General features: G+C 68.3%; 23 protein-coding genes. 5 read left to right on the top strand and 18 right to left on the bottom strand.

Features of this window, described 5'->3' with window-relative positions; translation table 11 throughout:
* Positions 1-8: 8 nt before the first annotated feature.
* From FHU35_RS23800 to FHU35_RS23750, 10 genes are all read right to left on the bottom strand, one after another.
* Positions 9-1,319, bottom strand: coding sequence for a YrhB domain-containing protein (locus FHU35_RS23800; protein ID WP_145743475.1), 1,311 nt, complete (start codon positions 1,317-1,319; stop codon positions 9-11).
* Between the two features lie 47 nt (positions 1,320-1,366).
* Complete coding sequence (locus tag FHU35_RS30450; RefSeq protein ID WP_425474175.1) at positions 1,367-3,031, bottom strand: toxin glutamine deamidase domain-containing protein; 1,665 nt, start codon at positions 3,029-3,031, stop codon at positions 1,367-1,369.
* A 58-nt stretch (positions 3,032-3,089) separates the two neighbouring features.
* Positions 3,090-3,692: a YbaB/EbfC family nucleoid-associated protein gene (locus FHU35_RS23790; protein ID WP_145743470.1), complete on the bottom strand. Its 603-nt coding sequence runs from the start codon at positions 3,690-3,692 to the stop codon at positions 3,090-3,092.
* Between the two features lie 54 nt (positions 3,693-3,746).
* Positions 3,747-4,388: a type VII secretion target gene (locus tag FHU35_RS30330; protein ID WP_222429479.1), complete on the bottom strand. Its 642-nt coding sequence runs from the start codon at positions 4,386-4,388 to the stop codon at positions 3,747-3,749.
* Between the two features lie 25 nt (positions 4,389-4,413).
* Positions 4,414-5,166, bottom strand: a complete 753-nt coding sequence (locus FHU35_RS23775) for an ESX secretion-associated protein EspG (protein WP_145743468.1) — start codon at positions 5,164-5,166, stop codon at positions 4,414-4,416.
* A complete protein-coding gene (locus FHU35_RS30230; RefSeq protein WP_145743466.1) occupies positions 5,163-6,740 on the bottom strand; it encodes a PPE domain-containing protein in 1,578 nt (525 codons plus the stop codon). The genes FHU35_RS23775 and FHU35_RS30230 overlap by 4 nt, the downstream gene beginning before the upstream one ends.
* Positions 6,741-6,770: 30 nt before the next feature.
* A complete protein-coding gene (locus tag FHU35_RS23765) occupies positions 6,771-7,106 on the bottom strand; it encodes a hypothetical protein (protein WP_246110531.1) in 336 nt (111 codons plus the stop codon).
* A 302-nt stretch (positions 7,107-7,408) separates the two neighbouring features.
* Positions 7,409-7,996, bottom strand: a complete 588-nt coding sequence (locus tag FHU35_RS23760; RefSeq protein ID WP_145743462.1) for a hypothetical protein — start codon at positions 7,994-7,996, stop codon at positions 7,409-7,411.
* 128 nt (positions 7,997-8,124) lie between these two features.
* On the bottom strand, positions 8,125-8,325 hold the full coding sequence (locus FHU35_RS23755) for a DUF397 domain-containing protein (protein WP_145743460.1): 201 nt from the start codon (positions 8,323-8,325) through the stop codon (positions 8,125-8,127).
* A gap of 27 nt (positions 8,326-8,352) precedes the next feature.
* A complete protein-coding gene (locus FHU35_RS23750; RefSeq protein WP_145743457.1) occupies positions 8,353-9,225 on the bottom strand; it encodes a helix-turn-helix domain-containing protein in 873 nt (290 codons plus the stop codon).
* Positions 9,226-9,414: 189 nt separating this feature from the next.
* Between FHU35_RS23750 and FHU35_RS23745 the strand changes: the two genes are divergently transcribed.
* Positions 9,415-9,669, top strand: coding sequence for an HC3 family zinc finger protein (locus FHU35_RS23745; protein ID WP_145743455.1), 255 nt, complete (start codon positions 9,415-9,417; stop codon positions 9,667-9,669).
* Positions 9,670-9,843: 174 nt separating this feature from the next.
* A complete protein-coding gene (locus tag FHU35_RS23740; RefSeq protein WP_145743453.1) occupies positions 9,844-10,590 on the top strand; it encodes an oxygen-binding di-iron domain-containing protein in 747 nt (248 codons plus the stop codon).
* Between the two features lie 9 nt (positions 10,591-10,599).
* Here the strand turns inward: FHU35_RS23740 and FHU35_RS23735 are convergent, their stop codons facing one another.
* Positions 10,600-12,141 carry an FAD-dependent monooxygenase gene (locus tag FHU35_RS23735; RefSeq protein WP_145743451.1) on the bottom strand — a complete coding sequence of 514 codons (1,542 nt, stop codon included), beginning with the start codon at positions 12,139-12,141 and terminating at the stop codon, positions 10,600-10,602.
* A 112-nt stretch (positions 12,142-12,253) separates the two neighbouring features.
* On the opposite strand from FHU35_RS23735, the gene FHU35_RS23730 reads away from it, so the two are divergent.
* Positions 12,254-12,862 carry a TetR/AcrR family transcriptional regulator gene (locus FHU35_RS23730; RefSeq protein WP_145743449.1) on the top strand — a complete coding sequence of 203 codons (609 nt, stop codon included), beginning with the start codon at positions 12,254-12,256 and terminating at the stop codon, positions 12,860-12,862.
* Positions 12,863-12,908: 46 nt separating this feature from the next.
* Complete coding sequence (locus tag FHU35_RS23725) at positions 12,909-13,931, top strand: acyl-CoA dehydrogenase family protein (RefSeq protein ID WP_145743447.1); 1,023 nt, start codon at positions 12,909-12,911, stop codon at positions 13,929-13,931.
* Here the strand turns inward: FHU35_RS23725 and FHU35_RS23720 are convergent.
* From FHU35_RS23720 to FHU35_RS23710, 4 genes are all read right to left on the bottom strand, one after another.
* Positions 13,906-15,504, bottom strand: coding sequence for a FadD3 family acyl-CoA ligase (locus FHU35_RS23720; RefSeq protein WP_145743444.1), 1,599 nt, complete (start codon positions 15,502-15,504; stop codon positions 13,906-13,908). The genes FHU35_RS23725 and FHU35_RS23720 overlap by 26 nt on opposite strands.
* A 995-nt stretch (positions 15,505-16,499) precedes the next feature.
* A complete protein-coding gene (locus FHU35_RS29425; protein ID WP_186459579.1) occupies positions 16,500-16,676 on the bottom strand; it encodes a hypothetical protein in 177 nt (58 codons plus the stop codon).
* 285 nt (positions 16,677-16,961) lie between these two features.
* A complete protein-coding gene (locus tag FHU35_RS23715; protein WP_145743442.1) occupies positions 16,962-17,570 on the bottom strand; it encodes an Rv1733c family protein in 609 nt (202 codons plus the stop codon).
* A gap of 225 nt (positions 17,571-17,795) precedes the next feature.
* On the bottom strand, positions 17,796-19,412 hold the full coding sequence (locus FHU35_RS23710) for a GTPase-associated protein 1-related protein (RefSeq protein ID WP_145743440.1): 1,617 nt from the start codon (positions 19,410-19,412) through the stop codon (positions 17,796-17,798).
* A 113-nt stretch (positions 19,413-19,525) separates the two neighbouring features.
* On the opposite strand from FHU35_RS23710, the gene FHU35_RS23705 reads away from it, so the two are divergent.
* On the top strand, positions 19,526-20,149 hold the full coding sequence (locus tag FHU35_RS23705; RefSeq protein WP_145743438.1) for a maleylpyruvate isomerase N-terminal domain-containing protein: 624 nt from the start codon (positions 19,526-19,528) through the stop codon (positions 20,147-20,149).
* 1 nt (position 20,150) lies between these two features.
* Here the strand turns inward: FHU35_RS23705 and FHU35_RS23700 are convergent, their stop codons facing one another.
* The 3 genes from FHU35_RS23700 to FHU35_RS23690 form a co-directional block, all read right to left on the bottom strand.
* Positions 20,151-21,092, bottom strand: coding sequence for a heme o synthase (locus FHU35_RS23700; protein WP_145743436.1), 942 nt, complete (start codon positions 21,090-21,092; stop codon positions 20,151-20,153).
* A complete protein-coding gene (locus FHU35_RS23695) occupies positions 21,089-21,478 on the bottom strand; it encodes a DUF3817 domain-containing protein (protein WP_145743434.1) in 390 nt (129 codons plus the stop codon). Before FHU35_RS23695 ends, FHU35_RS23700 begins: the two co-directional genes overlap by 4 nt.
* 157 nt (positions 21,479-21,635) lie before the next feature.
* Positions 21,636-22,691 (bottom strand): LLM class flavin-dependent oxidoreductase, encoded by a 1,056-nt coding sequence (locus tag FHU35_RS23690; protein ID WP_145743432.1) that lies wholly within the window; start codon positions 22,689-22,691, stop codon positions 21,636-21,638.
* Between the last annotated feature and the right edge of the window lie 67 nt (positions 22,692-22,758).

Genomic DNA, 22,758 nt, shown 5'->3' with positions numbered 1-22,758 from the left:
TTGCCGAGTCACAGCCGTGCGGGCATGGCTCGATAGCTGACGACGAGCAACCCGAAGGGACTGCTCTCCAATTGGGGCTGAGCGGTTGGGTTCTGCGGGTCCGCGATGCGTACCCGCCCCCCCTCGTTGGCAGCCGCGAGCAGCTGTCCCACGGTTTCCCGGCCTCTCCAGTCCCTCCGCCGCAGCCAGACCACGGCGGCCGCGTCCTCCGGCAGAGCCGAGATCTCGTTGATCACCTCCGCCCAATCGGCGTGGTTGCTCGTGCCGAGAACGGGTCCGAGCTCGCGCATCGTCGGCTTGAACCACGCGGCAGGCCCGGAGTCCGGCGGCGTCGGCAGATCCTGCGCGTGCTGGTCCCAGCGCTGGAGGAACTGCCACGGGTCCGCGTTAGGCAGGCCGAACGGGTCCTCGTCCGCTTCCTTGGGGACGACGAGCGCGGAATCGAGCAGCTGGTCACGCCAGTCACCGGTGTTCTTGAACGTCTCGGTGGTGCACGCGAACAGCCAGCCTCGGCGTAGCTCGTCTTCGGCGGCCGGGGCCACCAGCGTCACCTCGCCGCCATAGGTGGCGTCAAGCCACGCAGCGGCCTTGGCCACCGCGGAGTCCAGATCGATGGCCGGGAACTGCCAAGGAACCGCGATGGGATCAGAGGTCACCGGCTCTCGTCGGAACGCGGCGACCGCCAGTTCAAGAACCTCCTGCTCCTTGATCTCGGCAGGCATCCCGCGCTGCGGATCGAGCACCATCACGGCGTCGTTGAAGTACGTGGCATACAGCAGGTGCCCGGTGACCTCCACACCCCTGTACTGGCGTCGCAGCCAAATAACCGCGCACGTTCCGGGCCCCGCTGCAGCGACAACATCGAGCGCACTGGCCCATGTGCCGTGCGTCGTGGTGGTCGCGTCCGGGAAATGGCCGTCCAGCAGACGAGTCCACCAGTCGGGTCGCTCGTCGTCCGGGTTCCAGGGCAGCGCGCTCGCCCGAGCTCGCCGTAGCACGGCATCGATCGCGACCACGCAGTTGCGAGCGTTGACGCGCCAGCGCCAGGGTTCCTGTCCTGGGAAGACCGGCTGTGGCGGTGGCGCGAGGTTCAGGGCTTCGTCGATCGGAGCGGCATTCGCAACCGGGAACGGGGTGCGACCGTTCTTCGGCACGGCGATGGTGCCGGCCAGCATGGGCTGCGCCGCATCGTCGCGGTGGCCGCACCGGACGAGCCAACTGTGCCGGCCCTCAACGATCGGGGCCGGGTCGATGACGCCGATGTGCCCGCCGTAGGCCTGGTCGAGCCAGGCGGCTGCGCTGTGTATCGGGTCGATCATGTCGCGACTTCTCGATTCTGTGGCATCGGGTCCAAGAAGGGTTCTGGTTACTCGATCAAGTCGTAGTCGTCCACGGCAGGTGGGTTCGCTGGTGCGGCCGGAGCGCTGGGCGGCGGCCCAGGCGGTTGCACGTTGACCGTGTTCTGGTTCGGGTAACCCATCGCGTACAGCTCGCGGGGCGGCCTGCTGATGTCCGCGGGCATTCCACTCTGTCCGTCGACGTAGACAACCGCGCCGTTGGGATGTTTGACCGCGTTGAAGAAGTGCCCGATCTCGTCGCCGTCCCATTTCGCCGCAACGGAGGCGACGAACCCGGGTGGCTGCTGAGCGACGGACTGGCTGAGCTCGTTGTAACCGCCTGGAACTGGATCGAACTTGCCTGCGGACCCGTGCGGAACAGAACCCTTGCCCACGTCATCGAGTGTCATGGGCTTCGCCGGGTCCACCTGGTACGGAGTCCCCGTCTTGATGGTGTGGGCGGTAGCGACCGTGCAGTTGCCACAGTTGGTGTTGTGCCCGGGAACCTGGGCGTCGAACTTGTCTTTGTTGATCTGCTGCACGGGGCCGAAATGGTCCCGCATGAATTGGTCTGCTTCCTGCTTGTTCGCGAAACTGGATGCACTGACCACCTGCGGCTGCGGCGGAGGCACCGGGTTTTGCGGCGGAACCTGCTGCTGTCCCCTGGGCGGGCGGGCGATTGGCCGCCCCGTGCGAGTCTGGGGAGGCGGTGGACGGAGGGGGGCGCCGAACTGTGACGGGGGCGGGCCGTCTCCCCTTGGGCCGCCTCTGCCCGCACCGACGTCAGTGGGCGGCGGAGTGTCCGGGCTCTTCGACGTGGGAGGCGGGTCCGCGCTCTGCGACGATGTCGATGCCGGACCATCCTTCTTGGGCGTGGCGTTCGATTGAGGCCCCGTCGGCGCGTGCGGTACGTCCGGGTTCTTCGCATTTCCCGGGCCGTTGTTCTTGCTGCCGTCGGCCTTGATCTTGTTCAGCTGCTTGCCCGCGTCGCCGAAGCCCTTAGAAAGCTTCTTCAGCAGCGGGGTGAGAGCCTTCATCGCCTTCACCAGCTTGGTGGTGATGTCGGCGATCTTGGAGGCGACCTTCGCGACCTCGGCAACGACCTGCGGGACCACCCACGCCATCGCAATGCCCAGCGTGCAGATGACCTGCAACGCCCAGCTGACCAGATGACCCACCAGCTCAGCGATGATGTCACGCACCAACGTCCGCACCCCGGCAACAACCTCACCCGCCGTACCGATGCCATCCGCAGCACCATCAGCAGCCGACTTCGCCGCCGCAATCAGATTCGCGGTGTCCTCACTACGCGCCCGATAAGCATCAGCAGCCTCCCCCATCCAATTCGCAACATCAGCCTTGACCAGATCCCGCATCTCGGTGTTGACGGCCTCGAGCTCAGCCGAAATGTTCTTCCACGTCTCCGAATGAGACTTGATCTCATCCGGATCACCGGTCAACGAATCCAACGCATCCGACACCGGCCCGACGTGCTCCATCAACCAGCCCACACCAGCCGAAAAAATCGCACCAAACGGATCCAACGCCATGCTCAACGCATCCAGCCCGGCCCCCACCGCGCCCATCACACCCGCGGCCCAATCACCGGACTCAATCGCCTTCTGCGTATCAGTAACCGACTCCGCGATCTGAATACCGCTGAACGACTGCGTCGAATCCTCACGCTCCGCCACCAACGGATTACCCACCACAACCCCCAGAATCAGCCGACAAGAGTCGGATCAGAAAAGATCAATCACGCAACGGGTCGAAGTCCGGGCCGAACTCGTCGTCGTCCTCATCCTCGAAGCGCGGCTTCTTCGGCTGCGCCGGAGGCGTCGTCGCCGTGGGTGCGACAGGCGGAGTCGGTTTCGCAGGCGGCGCGGGGGCTTCTTCCTCCTCGGCCGGACCGTCCCACTTCGACGAGGTCTCCGGCTCGAGCTCCTCGTCCGACTGCTCCGGGAACCGCTCGCGCAGGTTGTCCAGCATCATCGAGCGCGTCTGCTGGTCCTCGTCGCCGAGTGTCGCGGTCATGGTCTCGCCGACCTTGCTCGCGATGTCGGCCTGCGCGCGGTGCATCGTCGAGAGGATCTGCGCGGCGAGTTCGTTCGGGGCCATGGAGCGCACCTTGTCGGTGAACTCCAGGTCCGTGATGCTGCCGTCCGCGCGCACGGTCACCTTGATGCGACCGTCCGGGCTGCTGGCCGATAGCCTCAGCTGCTCGGTCTGCGCCTGCACCTCCTGGTAGCGCTGGGCCTTTTCGGCGAAACCCTGCGCCCACTGCTGGATGCGTCGCTCCGCCTCGTCGGGGTCGGCCCCGGCAACCGCGAATCCTCCCGAGCCCTGGCCCGTCATCGCACAACCTCCGTCGACATCTCGAAGTCCTCAGTTTCGGTGTGAATCGACCGGCTAGGCCGGTGTACCGCGATCCATCGGCCGCAGGGGTTCTGCCCGCAGGTCACCCTGCATCGCCGGGGACACAGCCTGCTGCTGCGGCTCCACCACCGGCGACACCTGCTCCAACACCGGCGACGCCTGCTCCTGCGGCTCCACCACCGGCGACACCTGCTCCAACACCGGCGACGCCTGCTCCTGCGGCTCCACCACCGGCGACACCTGCTCCAACACCGGCGACGCCTGCTCCTGCGGCTGCATCGCCGGTGTCGCCTGCTGCTGCGGTGCGCCACCGCCGTCGCCCACCGCGGGAACCCCGCGCAGCGCCACCGCCGACTCGTTCACCTGGACCGCCTCGTCGAACGGCTTGAGCGACTTCGCGTTCGCGTCGTCTGTGTCCTGGTAGTCCCTGGCGGTGGAGCGCACGTTGTCGGCGGTGACGGTGACTCCCTCCTTGGCGGCCTTGAGCGCGTTCAGGCCTTCCTCCTCCGTCGGGTTGACGATGGGAGGAAGGAACGAGCACAGCAGTCCGTACGCCTCGTCCGACATGCTCACGGTCTCGGCTGCCGAAATCGCGGTGTCCAGACGATCCGTCAGCCCGTCCAGGTGGCTGGCGTGCGCGGTCAGTTCTTCGGCCTGGACGTTGAACGACGTCATGCGTTCCCCCTGCTTCCTCGTGTGGTCACGCGACCGCGGCCACGACGTCGGCGAGTCGGTGTTCGATGCGCTTGTTGTCGGCGGGCGCGATGCTGAGCCACGAGCCCGCGCTGACCATCAGGTACCGGCCCTGATGGGTGTCGAACCAGGTCACGATGGTTGTGGCGCGCCGGGTTCCGCGTGAAACACCGAACTGCCCGCCCGCGCGCCGGGTGTTGGCCAGTTCGAGCACGGTGGCCGCGTCCTGCGGCGACAACCCGGCCTTGACCAGCGCGACGTCTTCCTCGACATCGCCGCCGAAGGGATCGTCCTCGTCCTCTTCGAGGGCTTTCGCCAGCGCGTCAGCCGGTACCGAGATCGCCCGCTGCTGGCCGGGTTCGCCGGGCGGCAGGACTCCCACTGCGGACATGGCCAGCGCGGTCGGGCGGATCTCGGTCAACCGCAGTTCGTCCCCGGCCAGTTCGGCGAGCACCCCGTTGCGTCGCGTGACGGCCGCGAGTGCGCGGATCGGCTGCTCGCGGTGGCCTATCAAGTCCACCGACGTGTCGTTGTCCACCAGCAGCCGGAGCAGGTCGACCAATCGCGGGGCGAGCTCGTGATTTGCGGCGAGCCCGCGTCCGGCCAGAGCCCTGAACGCCTCGGCGGTGAGGTCCGACCGCTGCTCCATCGTGGCACCGAGGCTCGGGACCTCCAGCGGGTACGGGATCTTGCCGAACCCGAGCGAGGACCAGACCAGGTCGAATTCGGCGGCGGACAGCACGAAGTCCGGTTTCGTCATTCTTCGCTCTTTTTCTTCTTCTTGCCCTCACCGATCACCGGCGGCGGGAGGTCCTTGCCCGGGACCTCGACGACGGGACCGCCTTCGACGTACTTGGCCTTGCGCTCCTCGTCCTGGCCGCCCTGGCCGCCGCGGTTGCCCATCGCGCCGCCCATGGCGCCACCGCCCATCATTCCGCCTGCACCACCGGATCCGGCCTGTCCCGCGCCGGCACCGCCGGCCTGGCTCGGGCCGGATCCACCGTGGTCGACTCCCGGAGCTCCTCCGGTACCGGTCATGCCGCCGGGGGCCATGTTCCCGCCGGCTGCGCCACCGCTGGGGGGCATCGGCGGCGCAGCTCCCCCGCCGCCGCCGCCGCCGAACGAACCCCCGCTCGCCGCGTTCGTCGTTCCGATGGGCGGGATCTGGCCTTCAGGGCCGGCGGTCGGCGGGATCGGAGGCATCTGCCCACGCCGGTCCCGATTGCCGTCGCGGTTGTTCGGCCCACCGGGACGACGTCCTCCCGGCCCATGACCACCGGCGTCCGGACCCTGAAGGGACCGCATCTTCTTGGTCTTCTCGTTCTGCCTGTCGCCACCCGGGAACGCGGTCGTGCTCTGCGGGTTGGTGCTCTTGGGCTTGTGCTCCTCCAACGACGGAGGCTTCTGGTTCGAGGGGTTGGCGTTGGCGGGTTTCACCGGTGATGCGCGAACCGTGGGCCCGTCGACCGAGCCACCGATCTTGGGGATCTGCATCCGCTTCGTCGGGGCGTTGGCGCCAGCAGGGCCGGTCTGCGCGGCCAGCGGCGCACCGTCCGGGCCGGTGCCGGCGGGCCCGGTTTGCGCGGCCAGCGGCGGAGCCGACGGCTGCTGGCCGACGGACGCGGGCCGGGTCATCTTCTGAGTCGCTTCGGCCCCGGCGGCCGACTGCTGCTGAGTCGGTGCTTCCCCGCCGGTCGAGCTCCCCTCCACACCGGTCGACGCGGCAGCCGCCTTGGTCGTGGACCGGGTCTTGAGCTCCTCGACGGGGTCCGGCGGCTGCGTGAAGCGGGGCGTGTCGTCGTCGACGGTGCGCGACGACTCCTCCATCCGCGTCATCACGCGCACGGCTTGCTCGTGCGCGCCGGAGGAACGCTCCTGGTTGGTGTGCAGATCGTCCATCGCCTTGGTGAACGATTCCAGGTCGCCGGTCGCGAAAGTGGCGACCGCGCGAGCGTGGATCTCCTTGCCGCCCTTGACTGGCTCGGGCATCTCGGCCTTGGCGGTCTCCATGATGCGGCCCTGCTCGGACATGCGTCCGGCCAGCGCATCCGCGGACTCCCCGGCGTCGCGGCTCCAATCCGCCAGCTTCTGGATCGCCGAACGCGCGGCGTCGGCGGCCTGTCCCTGCCAGCCCGACTCGGTGGAGCGGAGCTTGTCCGACATGCGGTCGGCGGACTCGGCCATCTCGCGACCGAGCTTCTTCCACTCATCGGCGAGCTGCCCGACCCGCCCGGGGTCGTTGGCGATGTGCACGGCGTCGTAGAGCTCGCGGTGACTGCGCGAAGCCCAGTTCTGCGTCTCCACCAACGCGCGGTCTGGTGAATCCTGAGGCATGATCTCTCCCCTCGACCAGGTGCTGGCGGATCAGATGAGTTTCTGGAAGGAGTCCGCGACCCGCTGGTCGGTCTCCCGGTAGGTGCGCATCGCGCTCTGGATGGCCTCGCGCGCGTCGGTGAGGACCTCTCGATAGCGCGTCAGCACGGACACCAGGGAGTTCTCGCCGCCTTCGGCCCGGCCGGCGAACTTCTGCGCCATCGCCGTGCCTACCGGGTTCTCCCCCAGCGGCGCCTGACGGGCGAGGTTCCGCGCCTGCGTCAGCCAGGAGTCGACCGAGGCCAAGCGCTCCTCGAGCGCGGCGCGGATCGTCTCACCGGCCTGCGGGTCCAGCTTCAGGTCCAGCGACTCCACCGCATCACGCATCGCATCCACAGATGCCGTCGATTCCGCGAGCGACTGAGAAGCCTGTTCGTCAGGTTTGCTCATCGATCCCCCAGGTAAAACAAGGAAAGAAGCCCCTTTCCGATGGCGCGCACAATGAGATCGCCATGACACAACATTAGCCACACACCGCAACTCACCGCGAACGCCGGGGGCATCGTGATCAGTTGTTTACCTCAACCGTTCGAACTGTGAGATATGCGACGATCCGGCTGGGCAACCCTGCCGTTACGGCATGACTTCTTCCGCCGACCCGGCAAAATTGATTCCACAGTGGAGAGTCATCAGCCCGGCGCCTTGGGGATGTACTTGAGTCGCTGGTCCATGTCCGCGACGTCGGACCGGAGTTCGGCGAGATCGTGCTGCATCGTGCCCACACCGCCACCCATGTCAGCAACGTTTCCACTGGTCACGGCTACGTTTCGGTTCATCTCGTCGATGCGTCCGGTGATGCTGCGGAGTTCGGCGCTCATCTGCCGAATGCTCGCCGCCACCGAGGGAAGCCCTGCGGTGTCGCCCTGCAACGCCGCGATGGTGCTTCCCAGGCTCTCGATCTGCCCGTTGAGCGCGCTGACGCTGCGCGCCATGTCCGGGAACGGCCCCATCAAACCGCGCATCGCGACGATGTTCTGATCGAGCTTCGACATCTCGGACTTGAGCGATTCGAGGTTGCCCAGCGCGGACAACTGCTGATTGGTGTGCGCGAGGTTCGCGGTGACCGAATCGAGCTGATCGTGCATTCGCGAGAAGTTGTACTGCAGAACGCCCATGGTGACGAGGTAAACGGCGGCACCACCGGCCAGGATCCCCTTGGAAATCCGCAGTCCGCCGGCGTTGCCGTGCCGGTTCGAGCCGCCCACCCGGTCGCTCATGGTCGCGAACTCCTCACCAGCGATCACCAGGACTGCGCCAGGCTAACCGCACACCCGGCCGAGGCGACCGCGACAGGAGTCACATCTCACCAACGACACGGCCCCGCCGCGCAGGCGAGCGCCACGCGTCAACGGTCCAGCTCACCAGCCTTGACCGCAGCGATGAAGTTGGCGAACCGGCGCTTGGAGAAGACTAAAGCGCATTGCTCCGGAGCTTTCGAGTCACGAATTCCGCTGACCTGCGGGAGGTTCTGCGCCAGCTCTACGCACTGGCCCTGGTCGGTGCTCCGGCTCGACTTCCGCCACGTGGCGCGTGCGAGGTCCTGCATGTTCGCGTCCTCCCCTTTGCAACTGTTTCACAGGGACGACGCAAGGCTATCCATGAACTCCGTTGACTCCTCCGGGGTGAGAGCACGAGCACGCATCTGCTCGAAGACCTCGGTGTAGTGCTTGATGTCGTTCGGCCGCTCGAGCCAGACACCACCTCGAAGATTCTCGACGTAGACGGCATCCATGTCGTCGAACCCCTCGGGGAAGCGGAGCATCGAGAACGGTGTTTGCAGGCCAAGATGAGCCCCCGCAGAGAAGGGCATCACCTGGATCGTCACGTTGGGCTTCTCCGCCACCTCGATGAGATAGCGGAGCTGGTTGCCGAGAACTTCTTCGCCGCCGACCACTCTCCGCAGCGCGGCCTCGTCCAGCACGACGTGCAGGCGGGTCGGGTTCTTCTCGCAGTTGACCCGGTTTTGCCGCGCGGTGCGGAGATCGATGGAACGCTGGAGCGTTCGCTCATCAGCCGAGGCCATGAGTCCGAACATGGCCTGCGCGTACTCCGGTGTTTGCAGGAGCCCGTCCACCACGATCGGCGAGTAGTTCCACAACTCGTCCGCATCTGACTCCAGACCCACGAACTTCTCGAACCACTCCGGCATGGTGTCGGAGTACATCGCCCACCAACCGCGTTCGTTGGATTCCTCGGCTTGGCGGACGAGGTTGTCGGACAGCTGGGCCTCCACGCCGTAGAACTGGCAGAGCAACCGCACGTTCCGGGGCAGGATGACCTGCTTCCCGCCTTCGATCCGGTTGATCGTCGTGACCGTCAGACCCGCGTACCGGGAGGTGTCGGCGACCTTCTTGCCCGCCTTCTCACGCAGTTGACGCAGTTCGCGGCCCAGCTCTCGACGACGGAGGTTGGGGCCAGGCCCGTCGTCCACGTGTTCTTCGACCATCTCTCGCGCTCCCTGGCTTCACCGCTGCCTGTGGCTGCGGATCATCCTGCAACACAAGTGCCGACACTGCGTTCACCCAGTTCGGTAATTGGCTCATGTGTACACATGGAATACCTTCGCTCATGTAGGTCCGATCTTGTGGCCCACGTCGCACTGACCAGAGATCACCGCAGATGGAGGCGCTGCAGCATGGGCGAGACGAGATACCGGCCGCACCCGTTCAGCTGGTCGCCTGGGGAGGGCCGGCGGCACGCGATCGGCGAGGCGAGACCTCCCGGCGGGTGGCCGGACGGCACGGAGGTCACCGCCCTCTGCGGCGACGGCATCCGCACCGACAACTCGACGTTCGCGTGGTTCTGGCCCACCTGCCCCGACTGCAACGTCAAGGCCCACCACCTCGCCAAGATCCCCATGACGCCCGGAAGCCAAGCCCCTTCCTCCTGACTCCCCAGACCAGGCTCGACGTCGCCGCGCCCCCGACACGACGCCGAGCCCTCAGACCGGGCGGTGCGCCCACCTCCCCACGCACCGCCCGGTCCCCCGATCCCCGGTCCCTGTCGGGGGTTGGGGCCACACTGGGCGCGTTCGGATACCACCGGCTGGAGTGGGGGACCAGCGATGCCGACCGAGACCACCGAGATCGCCGACGGGGTGCACCGGATTTCGACCTACGTCGAGCCGCCCGGCCTCGTGTTCAACCAGTTCCTGCTCATCGCGGACGAGCCGCTGCTGTTCCACACCGGGATGCGCGGGTTGTTCCCCGAGGTGTCCGCCGCGGTGCAGCGGATCGTGCCGCTGTCCCGCCTGCGGTGGATCACCTTCGGACATCTCGAGGCCGACGAGTGCGGGTCGATGAACGAGTGGCTGCAGGCAGCGCCGTCCTCGCAGATCGCGCACGGCGTCCTCGGCTGCCGGCTGTCGATCAACGACATGGCCAACCGGCCGCCCCGGCAGCTCGCGGACGGTGAGGTGGTGGACCTCGGCGGCAAACGCGTCCGTCGCATCGAAACACCGCACGTCCCGCACGGATGGGACGCCGGCCTGCTGTTCGAGGAGACGACCGGAACCCTGTTCTGCGGCGACCTCTTCACCGCGCTCGGCCGCACCACCTCGCTCACCGAAACCGACATCGTCGGAGCGGCGTTGAACGCCGAGGACACCTTCGGAGCCACCTGCCTCACCCCGTCCACAGCGCCCACCATCCGCTCACTCGCGAACCTCCGACCCAGCACGCTCGGCCTGATGCACGGCCCCGCCCACGCGGGCGACTGCGAACGAGCGCTCAACGACCTGGCGGATGCCTTCGACGAACGGCTGAGAACCGCGGGGGTGCGCATGGCCGAACCACGCCTCCCCGGTGAGTGATCTGCGGATTCACACCTTCGCCGGCACGGTCACCGCCGTTAACGCGGCGGCCAGCGCACCGCACTGGCCCTCGGGCTCCGCCGTCGTTCTCCAGGCGACGTAGCCGTCTGGTCGGATCAGGGACGCACCGACCGCTCCGACGCCGTACGCCGCTGGGAAGCCGCCTACGTCGATGCGGACGAATTCGATTGGTGCACCGGTGCTTTCAGAGGCGTGCTCGACCTCCTCCGCCCACGAGTCATCTGCGGAGAGCAGGACCCACCCTCGCTGGAAGAGGTCTAGCGTAGAGGCGTCATCGCCGTTGATGCGCAGGTGCGGGGCCCTGGTGCCCGGTTGGCCCACCCATTCGTCCGGGCGTTTCGCGGGTGGTAGGGCGTCGTCGGCGCCGATCACCGCTGCTGAGCGGTAGAGCTGTCCCAGTTCGACGGCCGCGTCGTCGAGGATTTCGGTTGCCCGGTCTTCGGTTTCGAGGTGGGCCTTGAAATCCGCGCGGGCGAAGATCTGCTGGTGCCGGAGCCAGGCGATGGGCCTGCGCTCGGCGTCGTAGGTTTCGAGCAGGGCCGGGTCGGCCCGACCGTCCAGCACCTCGGCGAGCTTCCACGCGAGGTTGTGCACGTCTTCGATACCGGTGTTGGCGCCGAAACCGCCCCGGTTGGGCGGGAGCTGATGCGCAGCATCACCGGCCAGGAAGATCCGCTCGTCGGCGAACCTGTCGGCGATGAGCGCGGCCAGTTCCCAGCGGCCCGTGGTGATCAGCTCCACCTCCAGGTCAGGGATGCCGACGGCCCGGCACACCGCTTCCCGCTGCTCGTCCTCGTCGAGATCCACGTCGTCGCTGAGCATCAGGACCCAACGACCGTCGGAGTAGGTCGTCAGGAACGGCGTGAAGTCGGGTTGGTCGATCTGGAACTGCGAGACGCCGCGTTCGAGGAATCGGTCGATCGGGGCGCGGAAGAGGATGCTGCGCTGCACTGACAGCAAGCCCTGCCCGCTCCGGCCGATGCCGAGGCGCTCCCGCACACCGCTGCCTGCTCCATCAGCGGCGATCACGTACTCCGCCCGAACCCGGTACTCACGCCCACCATCGCGCTCCCGCAGCGTGGCGAGCACGCCGTCCTCCTCCTGCGCGAGCTCGACCAGTTCGACACCCGATCGCAAGTCCGCGCCAAGATCGCCTGCGCGCTCGCGCAGGATCGGCTCCAGACCGTCCTGAGCGATGGCGGTGCCCGAAACCGGCGAGAGCTCCTGCTGCGGAGCCGCTTCGCCAGGAGTCCACGGGGACTCCTCGAACCACTCCCCCGCGAGGCTGAAAACCCGCGCCCGCCGTGGCGGACCGGAGAACGCCGAGGCCGGAAGCTCGACGCCCGCCGCGCGGTAGAGCTCGACGGTGCGCGTGGTGTAGCCGATCGCTCGCGGATGCGGCGAACTCCCCCGGTGCTTCTCCACCACCACCGTCGGCACCCCGCGTCGGGACAGGAACACAGCCGCAGACAGGCCCACGAGGCTGCCTCCGACGACCAGCACTGCCGTTCGCTCGTCCTGCTCTGCCATGACGAGCACCCCCTCTTCGTCGGTCGGACACCCCCAGAGAACCACAAGTCGATAAAAATGACAAGTCGCTTAATATTTTTACTCGGTTAGCTCTTCGTGCTAGGCTTCGGGCATGAGTCCGGCAACGCAGGGGCGTCGCGAGCGCAAGAACGCCCAAACCCGCTGCTCGCTCGCGGAAGCGGCGCTGGCCCTGTTCTTGGATCACGGCTACGACCGCGTCAGCGTCAAGCAGATCGCCGACACGGTCGACATCTCGGTGCCGACCGTGTTCAAGCACGTCCCCGACGGCAAGGTGGCGTTGATCTTCGACGACGGCTCCGAGCGCAGGGAGGGCCTGCTCAACGCCGTGCGAGAACGCCGCTACGACCAAACGGTGATGCAGGCGCTCAAGGAGTTCATGGCCGGACGAGGCCCGTTCGTGCAAGACCCGAACCCCGAGTTCGCGCGCTTCACCGACCTGGTCATGCGCACACCGGAACTGGCGGACTACCAGCGCAAGCTCTGGATCCGCTGCGAAGAACCGCTGGCCGAAGCCATCGCCGTCGAGCTCGGCCGCGACTCGCACGACGTCACCGCTCGCGCCGCCGCCAGGTACGTCCTGGAAGTACCGCAGTTCATCGGCAGGGAGCCGAACCCGGGCTCGGCGCTCGACGCGGTCTTCGACCTGCTCGAGAACGGCTTGCCAGAACCGGCGGCCCACCACCGAGCCGCCAGCAGTTGATCACGCCCTGTCGTGCCGGTCCGAGAGGTTGGGGGAAACTGGGATGATGAATCAGGAGTCGCCTGCGTTGCAGGATGCTCGGCGCATCGCCGAGGACGTGCTCTTCCCCGCGGCGCTGGAGGTCGACGCCGCTGACCGGGTCCCGGAGAGCCACTTCGATCTGCTCGCCGAGCACGGCTTCTACGGACTCGCCGCATCACCGCAAGCAGCGACCCTCGACATCGGCGACTTCCCATCCGTCCTGCGGCTCATCGAAGTCCTCGCCAGCGGTTGCCTGACGACCACGTTCGTGTGGATCCAGCACCACGGCGTGCTCAACGCCGCGGAGACGACCAAGAACAGGAATTTGCGCGAGAACTACTTCCCCGGCTTGCTCGAAGGCAAGCGCCGGGGCGGGATCGCGCTCGGTTCCGCGTTGCGGACCGGCCCACCGCCGCTGCGCGCCGAACCGATCGTCGGCGGCTACCTGCTGGACGGCGTCGCACCCTGGTTCACCGGCTGGGGCATGGTCGACTCATTGCTGGTCGCCGGCCGAAACTCCGAGGACACCCTGGTCTTCGCCATGCTCGACGGCGTGGACAACGACACGCTGCGCGCCGAACCCCTCGATCTCTTGGCAGTGCAGGCGAGCGGCACCGTGACCCTCCGGTTCAACAGGCACTTCGTGCCGCGCGACCGGATCGTCTCCACCGTCCCGCAATCCGAGTACCTCAAGCGCGATTCGAGTTCTGTGCGGTTCAACGGCGCCCTCGCGCTCGGCGTGGCCGGCCGCGCGATCTCGATGCTCGGCGACGACGCAGGTGATCTCCCCGGCGAACTCGACGCCGCGCGAACCCAACTCGTCGCCGCCACCGAGGACGAGCTCTCCGACGCGCGAGCACAGGCTTCCGAGCTCGCGATGCGCGCCGCCTCAGCTGCTGCGGTGCACCACGGCAGCCGATCCGTGCTGCCGGGCAGTCACGCGCAACGGCTGGTCCGGGAAGCCACGTTCCTGCTGCTGTTCGGCTCGCGCCCGTCGATCAAATCGGCACTGCTGGACCGGCTCACCTCTCCGCGAGCACCCGCTTGAGGATCTTCCCCGACGCGTTCCGGGGAAGTTCCTCGACGAACTCCACCGATCGCGGGAGCTTGAAGTTGGCCAACCGCTGCTTGCAGAACGCCAGCACGGACTCCTCGGTCAGCGAGTCGTCACCGACCACGTAGGCCTTGCCGACCTCACCCAGCCGCTCGTGCGGAACGCCGATCACCGCCACGTCCCGAACACCGTCGAGGTAGGCCAGCGCCTGCTCCACTTCCGCCGGGTAGACGTTGAAACCGCCGCAGACGTACATGTCCTTGAGCCGGTCGGTGATCCGCAGGTACCCGCGTTCGTCCAGGACACCGATGTCGCCGGTGTGCAACCGCGCGTCGACGTCGATGGCGTGCGAGGTGGCCCCCGGGTCGTCGAGGTAGCCGCGCATCACGTTCGGGCCGCGCAGCACGACTTCGCCCGCTTGACCAGGAGACATCTCCTTGCCATCGGCGTCGACCACCACGACCTCGAAGCCGGCAGTGGCACGACCGCAGGTGCGCGCGACGGTTTCGGCGTCATCGCCGGGCCGGCACATGGTCGCCACGACCGCTTCGGTCAGGCCGTAGGCGGTCAGCACGGTGTCGAAACCCAGGTCGGAGCGCATGTGCTCGACCAGCGTGACGGGGACCGTCGCGGCACCGGTGACCGCCAGGCGGAGCCCCGGCAGGCTGCGGCCACCGCGCTCCGGTGCGTGCAGCAGCGTCTGGAAGATCGTGGGCGCGGCGGCCAGGATCGAGATCCGCTCGGTGTCGATCACGTCCAGCATCGAGGAGGCGTCGAAGATGGCCTGCGGGATCATCGTCGTCCCGGTCAGCAGGCACACCAGGATCCCGGCCTTGTACCCGAAGCTGTGCGAGAACGGGTTGACCAGCAGATACCTGTCGCCCTTGCGGACCTTGCCGCACTCCGCCCACGCCGTGGCCACGCCGAGGGTCTGACGGTGCAGGGACATCACGCCCTTGGCACGGCCGGTGGTGCCCGAAGTGAACAGCACGTCAGCGAGGTCGTCGGCGGTGACCGCGTTCGCGCGACGCTCGACCTCGGATTCGGGCACCTTCGCGGCGAGTTCGCGGATCTCGTCCCAGTCGTGCACGCCGGGACCCGCCGGCGAGGCGGTGCCGACCGGGACGCGCAGGACCGCGCGCAACTCGGGCAGTCCGGCGACCACCTCTCCCGGTCCGTCGCCCGCGGCCTCGTGGATTCCGGCGAGCCGGTCCACACCCAGGAACTCGTCGGCCACGACCAGGACGCGAGCCTTGCTGCGGTGCAGCAGCTCCGCTGATTCGACCCCGGTGAAGCGGGTGTTGACCGGGACCAGCGTCGCTCCCGCGTAGGAGGCGCCGAGGGCGGCCAGCACCCAGTGGTGGGTGTTCGGCGAGTTCAAGGCCACCCGGTCACCAGGCCTGACCCCGACCGCGGCGAACATCCGCGCCAACTCCCGGACGCGCTCGGCGAGCTGACCGAAGGTCAACCGGACCGAACCGTCCACCAGCGCTTCGACCTCGCTGAAGCGCTCCGCCGCGTTCCGGACAGCAGCCGGAATCGACTCCACGCCCTGCGCTCGAGCCATCTAGTCCTCCCGGGTCAGACACCAGCGTCGCGAACCCGGCACGACCCTACCCAAGCAAGCACCCGCTTGGTAGCCCCTCGGCAGCACCCAGTTTTAGGGGTCATTGCAGAATCACTTTGCTTGGCGGTGCAGGTGGCGGAACCTCACACGCCGCCTGGACTCCGTGCGCCACTCCTGATGTCTTCCGCTTACCCCGGGGTGGCCATCGGCGTCGCGGCGTACTCGCCAGACGCCGGGTGAGAAATCCCCACAGGGGAAGGCACCGCGGTGCCAGCTGAGTCCCACACCTGAAGACAACGACACCCGCCGCACCAAATCCCAGTTTTAGTCATAACTGAGCCGACATTTCGGGCGCGGAACGTCCTCGGTTTGGACTAAAACTGGGAACTGCCGACCAACGTCGACAACGTGACCACAGCGTCAACCCTTCGTTCCACCTCAAGGTGGTCGCGTCCGGGCTTGTCGCCCGAAGTGCGTGGATTGGGCGGTTCCGGGGGTGGATTCGTTGTGGCACTATGACCGCGAATTGTCCGCACATGGAGGTTGCGGGCAACCTCGTCATTTCCGGCGCAGCGCGAAAACCGTTGTCCGCATCGATTTTCCGTGCCCCTGAACGCATCGAGGAGCACAGATAAGCAGCGCCGCCATCGGTTCAGAGCGCTGGTGATCGCGGCCGGACTGGGCCTGGCTCCGATGATCGCCGCGCAGCCCGCGTTCTACGCCGAGCTCTTCGGCGCCCGCGTGCTACACCGGGTTCGCCTCGTCCCGCGAGATCGGTGCGGCGCTGGGCGGGTTCTCCCCGCTGGTGGTCTCACCGCCGGTGGCCTCCGCGCTGGTCATCCGGAGCGGAGTAACGGGCCGGCTGGTGGCGGTGTGGATGATCTTCACCGCGCTCGTGTCGCTGGTGGCGTTCGCGCTCTCCCGCGAAACCAAGCACGTGGACATCGCGGCGCCGGACACCGGCTACACCCGTCGATGAGACCGGGGCGATCCGGTCAACTGGCCACCGCGGCCGACTCCCCGCCGCCTTCGACCGCCTCCGCGAGCTCCGAGGCGAACGACGGCACGGGCGGAAACTGCCACGTGGTGTCGGCCGGATCGCACAGCTCGCTGGCCAGCTCTTCGTAGATCGGCACGCTCTCGGCCGTCTCGGTCGACTGCGTCTCCCCCATGTGCCGCTTCCCCTCGTGATCGTTCAGCGGGCGGGCGTTCCCCCCTGCGATGACGTGCCCGTCTTCGGCAACGACCGACTCGTCAAAGGTGCAACTCCGCTGTGGAGATCCACGCGGGTACCCAAACACAGCGCCGGGTCCCGCTGACAAGTTCGGCGGCAACATTTAACCCGACCGGGTGACGGCAGCCTACGCGGGCGTCGCTACTCGATAACGGTGCCGCCACAACGGCTCAAGTTCCCGGGCGACGAGGACGAGAGGAACCGCAGGTCAACGCGCGTCCGGTCAGCGCTGGGACCAGGTCCCGCCGCCCTGGACGTAATCCCACTCGCGCGCCCAGGCGTGCATGGCGACCCGGCGCGCAGCGGCCTGGACCGCACCGATCAGGGCGAAGCTGCCGATCTCCAGCACCACCAGCAGCAACAGCGCGGCGAACACCGCCGAGGCCGTCACCGCGCTCGCGTCGGGAGGCGGCGGGACGCGTTCTCCTCGCTGGTCGACCCACACCTCCACGGGGTCACCGACCTTCGCCCCGGAGGGAACCTGCACGCGAGAGCTGTGCTCGTGCAGGCCCGTCCGCCACTCGGCGACGGCTGTGGAGCTGACCGCGTCCTGGCTGTAGACCTCGGAGACGGGAATGCTCAGGGAGGGCGGGCTGGTGACGACCGCCGTCACGGGCCGACTGGCACCGGCCGCCTGCCGCGCGCGCTCGGAGAGGTCCCGGTGCATGGATTCGCCGAACATCCCGGACACCGGAACCGCGATCATCGCGACCATCAGCAGCATTAACGTGAGCCCGGCGGCGAGCCGGTCGATCGGTCTGCGCAGCGGGTTCCGTCCGATGCTCAGCGCGTTGACCAGCCATGCCGCGTGCGCTTTGAGCGCCGCCCCCATGAGCGAACCTCCCGTGGAATTGCTTGGGCGCGGGCACCGGCGGTGATGTGGCGGTTGCCCTGCGCGGTGACTACCCACGAGGAGTATGCCCGGAGAGACCTCGATCGTTATCCCACCGTGACCAGTCATACACTTTTGATGTGAGGAATGTCCGCGATTAACCCTGAGTGTCACTCGGCGGCACGACAACCCTTTCCAGTGAGCGAGCTGAACTGCTCCAGACACTCAACGGCGCCGGTGCCACCACCGTCGAACACCGCGATCCGCCTCGGCGGGGTTCGTGACGATCTCCTGGAGCCACTCGTGCCAGCCCGCGGCGTGATCGGCCGCCGATGTCCGCAGCACACGGCTGATCCGCCGGTGATCCGCCCGCCGGTGACGGCGCACCCAGCGCTCCAGCTCCCGGTCGTAGGCCGTGCGCGCGTCGGCGCTCGCCGTGTCCGACCAGGCCAGCACGAACGCGAGCGCGACCGCGCGGTCCCCGCGCCACTCCTCCGCCTGACCGTCGTTCCACACCGCGGGCAACTCGCGCATCATCAGCCGCTGCAGGACCTGCCCCGCCGATCCGATGGCGCGCGCCGCCGAACGGGGTTCGGCCGCCAGCAGCGCAGTCAGGGCCTCCGGCATCCTCGCGCGCAGCACGCGCTCGGACACGTCCTCCACCGAGCCGACCTCACCACCCCGGCAGAACGAGGCCAGCCAGGAGCGGAACCGGCCGTCCTGCGACCAGAGCTCGCGCTGGTCAGGGCCGAGGTGATGGCTCAGCATGCGCAGCACGTCGAGGTGGCGGGCGGTCACCTTGGCCTTGCTCAACGCCGCGAACGCCCGTTGCGCGACCGGCTCGGAGACGGCGGTCGCGGGCAGTGCGCCGATCAACCGGTTCAGTTCGTCCACAGTGGGCGGTGCAGCGCCGAACAGCGCGGCCAGCACGGCTTCCGGAGTGTCGGGGAGATCGGGTGCGCGCAGCCGCTCGACGAACTTCTCGACGGTCTCGCGGCGGACGTCGCCGTTGGCGCGCACCGCCGCCGAGATGATCGCGGCGTCCAGCGGCTCGAACGGGTCGGTGGCGATGTGCCGGAGCAACGGCCACCAGTGCTCGGTCACCGCGGTGAGCACGACCTCGGAGTGCTTGAGCCGCTCGTTGAGCGTGTCCCGCAGCAGCGCGACGAGCTCGTCCGCGCACGGCCACAGCGCCGGATCCAGCGCCGAACCGGGGTTCGACGCCCACCAGTCCACGAACCGCTCGGCGGCGAAGCGGCGCGACGGTAAGTCCACGCCGAACCTGGTCGCGGTGCGCAGCAGCGGGTCCACACGATCCGGGGAGACCGCGGCCGCGGCCTCCGCGAGCAGCGTCCGGGCCTCCTCCACCTCGTCCGCGCCCCACGGGTGCGGGGTCAGCGGAGCCAGGTCGGCATCCGCGCCGCCCTCCACGACCTCGGCCACCTCGCAGCGCAGCAAGGCGACCCGGGCGCGGCCGGCGTGCTCGGCGGCCAGGTCGGTGAGCACCTCGCGCGGCGGGCCGGCGGCCAGCACCGCCGACAGCACCGGCCCGCGCACATCGGCGGGCGCCGAGCGCAGCCAGGTCGCGACCAGCCCGCAGTCGCCGGTCTCCAGCGACTCGCCGAGGACGATGACGCCCGCGGCCAACCTGTCCGCGGGGCTCGCGTGCGGCTCACCGCGGGCCCCGGCGAACTCGTCGGCCAGCTCGACGACGTCGACGCCCTCCACCGAGTCCGGCGTCAGGACGCGCGGCACCCACCGCCTGCCCGCAGGCTCGGCGAGAGGCGGCTCACCAGTGCTGGGCGGTTCCGGCGAATGCTCGGCCGGAATTCCTCCGCTCATCGCAAGCTCCCCCATTCGTTGTCGATCAACACCGAGGGCACCCGGAAAGGTTATCCGCGTGAGGCGACACCACGTGAGTGAATGGGTACCTCGGACCAACCGATGGGAGAACCATGATCATTGACGCCTTGGACCAGACCTGGCAGGTGTGGGCCCGGCTCGGCGCGGAGCTGGGCGAGGACGACTGGGTTCGTCCGACGAGGCTGCCGAGCTGGACGGTCAAGGATGTCTACACCCACGTCAGCCCGTTCCCGTCGGCCACCCTGGCCGGCATCGAGGCTCCCTCCCCCGACGCCCCCGTCAGCCACGACGACGCCGCCGACCTGCTGTCGTTCATGCAACGGCCGGGAGGCATCGCCGAGGAGACCGCGGAGCTGCTCAAGGAATCGGCCGCAGCGCGGTCGCGGACGACGTCCGCCGACGAGCTGGTCGAGCAGTTCGCGGCAGTGGCTCCCCGGACCATCGAGCGGCTGCGCGACACCGACCTGGAGCGCACCGTGCACTACGGCGGCTTCGCGGTCGTGCCCGCGCGCGAGGCGCTGCGGATCTTCGTGATGGAAGGCGTCGTGCACTACGCCGACATCGCCGCCGCGGTGGGGCGCGACCTGCCGGGTCCGATGGCCGGAGAAGCGCTGAAGGTGACGGTCCGGCTGCTGGCCGAGACCGCCGACCCGATCGCCTTCATCGATGCGGCGACCGGGCGAAGCGACGCGCCGGTGCTGCCCGTGATGCGCTGAGTCAGCCGATCACGGGGGTGAGCGCCGCGTCCACCGCGATCGCCACGAACACCAGGGTCAGGTACGAGTTCGACAGGTGGAACAGCGCCATCGGGTTCAGCGCCAGGCCCTTGCGGGCGTTGTTGTGCAGGCGCTGCGCGACCACCAGGAAGATCACGCCCGACACACCGGCCAGCGCGATGTAGACCCAGCTGGTGACCGGGAACAGCAGCAGCGTGCAGCCGACCGTGGCCCAGCTGTAGGCGAGGATGCGCGCCGAGACCTGCTTGGTGGTGGCGACCACGGGCAGCATCGGCACGCCCGCGCGGGCGTAGTCGTCCTTGTACTTCATCGCCAGCGACCAGAAGTGCGGCGGCGTCCACAGGAACACCACGCCGAACATCACGATCGCAGGCCACTCGACCTTGCCGGTCACGGCTGCCCAGCCGACCACGACGGGCATGCAGCCCGCCGCACCGCCCCACACGATGTTCTGCGAGGTGCGGCGCTTGAGCACCAGCGTGTAGACGAAGACGTAGAACAGGATCGCCGCCGTCGACAGCGAGGCCGCCAGCAGGTTCGCACCGAACCACAGCACCAGGAACGAGGCGATGCCCAGCACGATGCCGAAGATCAGCGCGCTGCGGCGCGGCACCTCGTAGCGCACCAGCGGGCGCTTCTTGGTGCGGTCCATGACGGCGTCGATGTCGGAGTCCGCGACGCAGTTGAGCGCGTTGGCGCTGCCTGCGGACATGGCGCCACCGAGCAGGGTGACGACCACCAGCCACACCGACGGGATTCCTCGCTCGGCGAGGAACATCGCGGGAATGGTGGTGACCAGCAGCAGCTCGATCACGCGCGGCTTGGTCAGCGCGAAGTAGGCGCCGATCACCGTGCGGCGGCGCACCGGCTCCTCCGGAACGGGCTGCGCGGACTGGCTCGGGGACTCGGGGATGGCTGTCATGAGGCGGTCGTTTCCTCCGCGTTCTGCGGCTGCACGATCGGCTTGCCCGCCATCCGCAGCTCGTGCCAGTGCACGACCTTGCGCTCGGCGAAGAACGCGCCGAACGGAATGGTCCCGGCCAGCAGCACCAGCAGCATCCGGCCCATCGGAACCCGCAGCTGCGTCGTGGCCACGACCGCGACCAGCAGGTAGACCATGTAGAGCCAGCCGTGCGCGATGCCGATCGTGGTGACCCACGTCGTGCCGGTTTCCTGCGTCGCCGAACCTTCCGGCCACAAGCCGAGGAAGTGGCCGTACTTGAGCACCATGGCGGCGCACAACAGGATCAGGAGTACGGCAGTGACGTACGCCATGATCCGGTAGAAGATCAGCACACCAGGCTTCACGCCAATCCCTCAATCCCGCGTCGTGCCCAACACCGGGCACCTAGCAACACCGGTGTCAATAGACCGTACGACACGCGCAAGACGCGCCCGCCCGCGACCTCGACCTAGAGTGGCGAGCCACACTCCGTCCACGAGAACCGCAGGTTTCGCGGCCGGATCAGGAGAGGCGGAAGGCCTTCGCGATGAGGTCGAACGAACGCAGCTTCGTCTCCGCGTCCGCGAGGTTGGCGGTGAGCATGAGCTCGTCCGCGCCGGTGCGCTCGCGCAGCTCTTCCAGGCCCGCTCGGACCGCGTCCGGGGTGCCGTGCACGGCGTCGGCCAACCAGTGGTCGACGAACGCCCGGTCCAGATCGGTGTAGGGGTAGTCGCGCGCCTGCTGCCGGGTGGGCTGCTTGCCGGGGACGCCCTGGCGCAGCTTGAGCATGCTCAGCGCGATCGGCCGTACGACGTCCAGCGCCTCCTCCTCGGTGTCGGCCGCGACGGCCTGCACGCCGATCATCGAGTACGGCTCGTCGAGGACTTCGGAGGGCTGGAAGGACTCGCGGTAGAGCTCCAGCGCGGGCAGCGTGTTCTGCGCGGAGAAGTGGTGGGCGAAGGCGAACGGCAGGCCCAGCGCCCCGGCCAGCTGCGCGCTGAAGCCGCTGGAGCCCAGCAGCCACACCGGCGGCAGCGGTCCGCGCGGGACGGACTGCACCTCGGCGTAGGGGTGGTCCAGCGGGAAGTCGTCGTCGAGGAACGCGATCAGCTCGCCGAGCTGCTGCGGGAAGTCCTCCGCCGACAGCGGACCTTCCGTCCGCCGCAGCGCCCGCGCCGTGGCCTGGTCGGTCCCGGGTGCCCGGCCGACGCCGAGGTCGATGCGGCCGGGGTGCAGCGCCTGCAGGGTGCCGAACTGCTCGGCGATCACCAGCGGCGCGTGGTTGGGCAGCATCACGCCGCCCGAGCCCAGCCGCAGCGTCCGCGTGTGCGCGGCCAGGTGCGCGATCACCACCGCGGGAGAGGAACTGGCGATCCCGGGCATCCCGTGGTGCTCGGCCACCCACATCCGGTGGTAGCCGAGCGCCTCGACCCGCTCGGCCAGTTCGGTGGTCGCCGCCAGGGCGTCGGAGGGCGAGTCCTGCACTCCCACCGTCGCCAGGTCCAGCACGGACAGCGGCACCGCGGCCTCTCCTCGCACGGGACCCCGGACCTGCTCTCCACTCACGCGCGCGTTCATCTCGCCGTACAACCGCCACGCCCGCGGTCTTGTTCCCGCGCCGTGATCAGGGTCTTTCCCCTCTCGC

Origin of the sequence: Saccharopolyspora dendranthemae, assembly GCF_007829955.1 — a bacterium.
Taxonomy (GTDB): domain Bacteria; phylum Actinomycetota; class Actinomycetes; order Mycobacteriales; family Pseudonocardiaceae; genus Saccharopolyspora; species Saccharopolyspora dendranthemae.
Note: the sequence above shows the minus strand (reverse complement) of the source record. Positions and strands in the feature narration are given on the sequence as shown.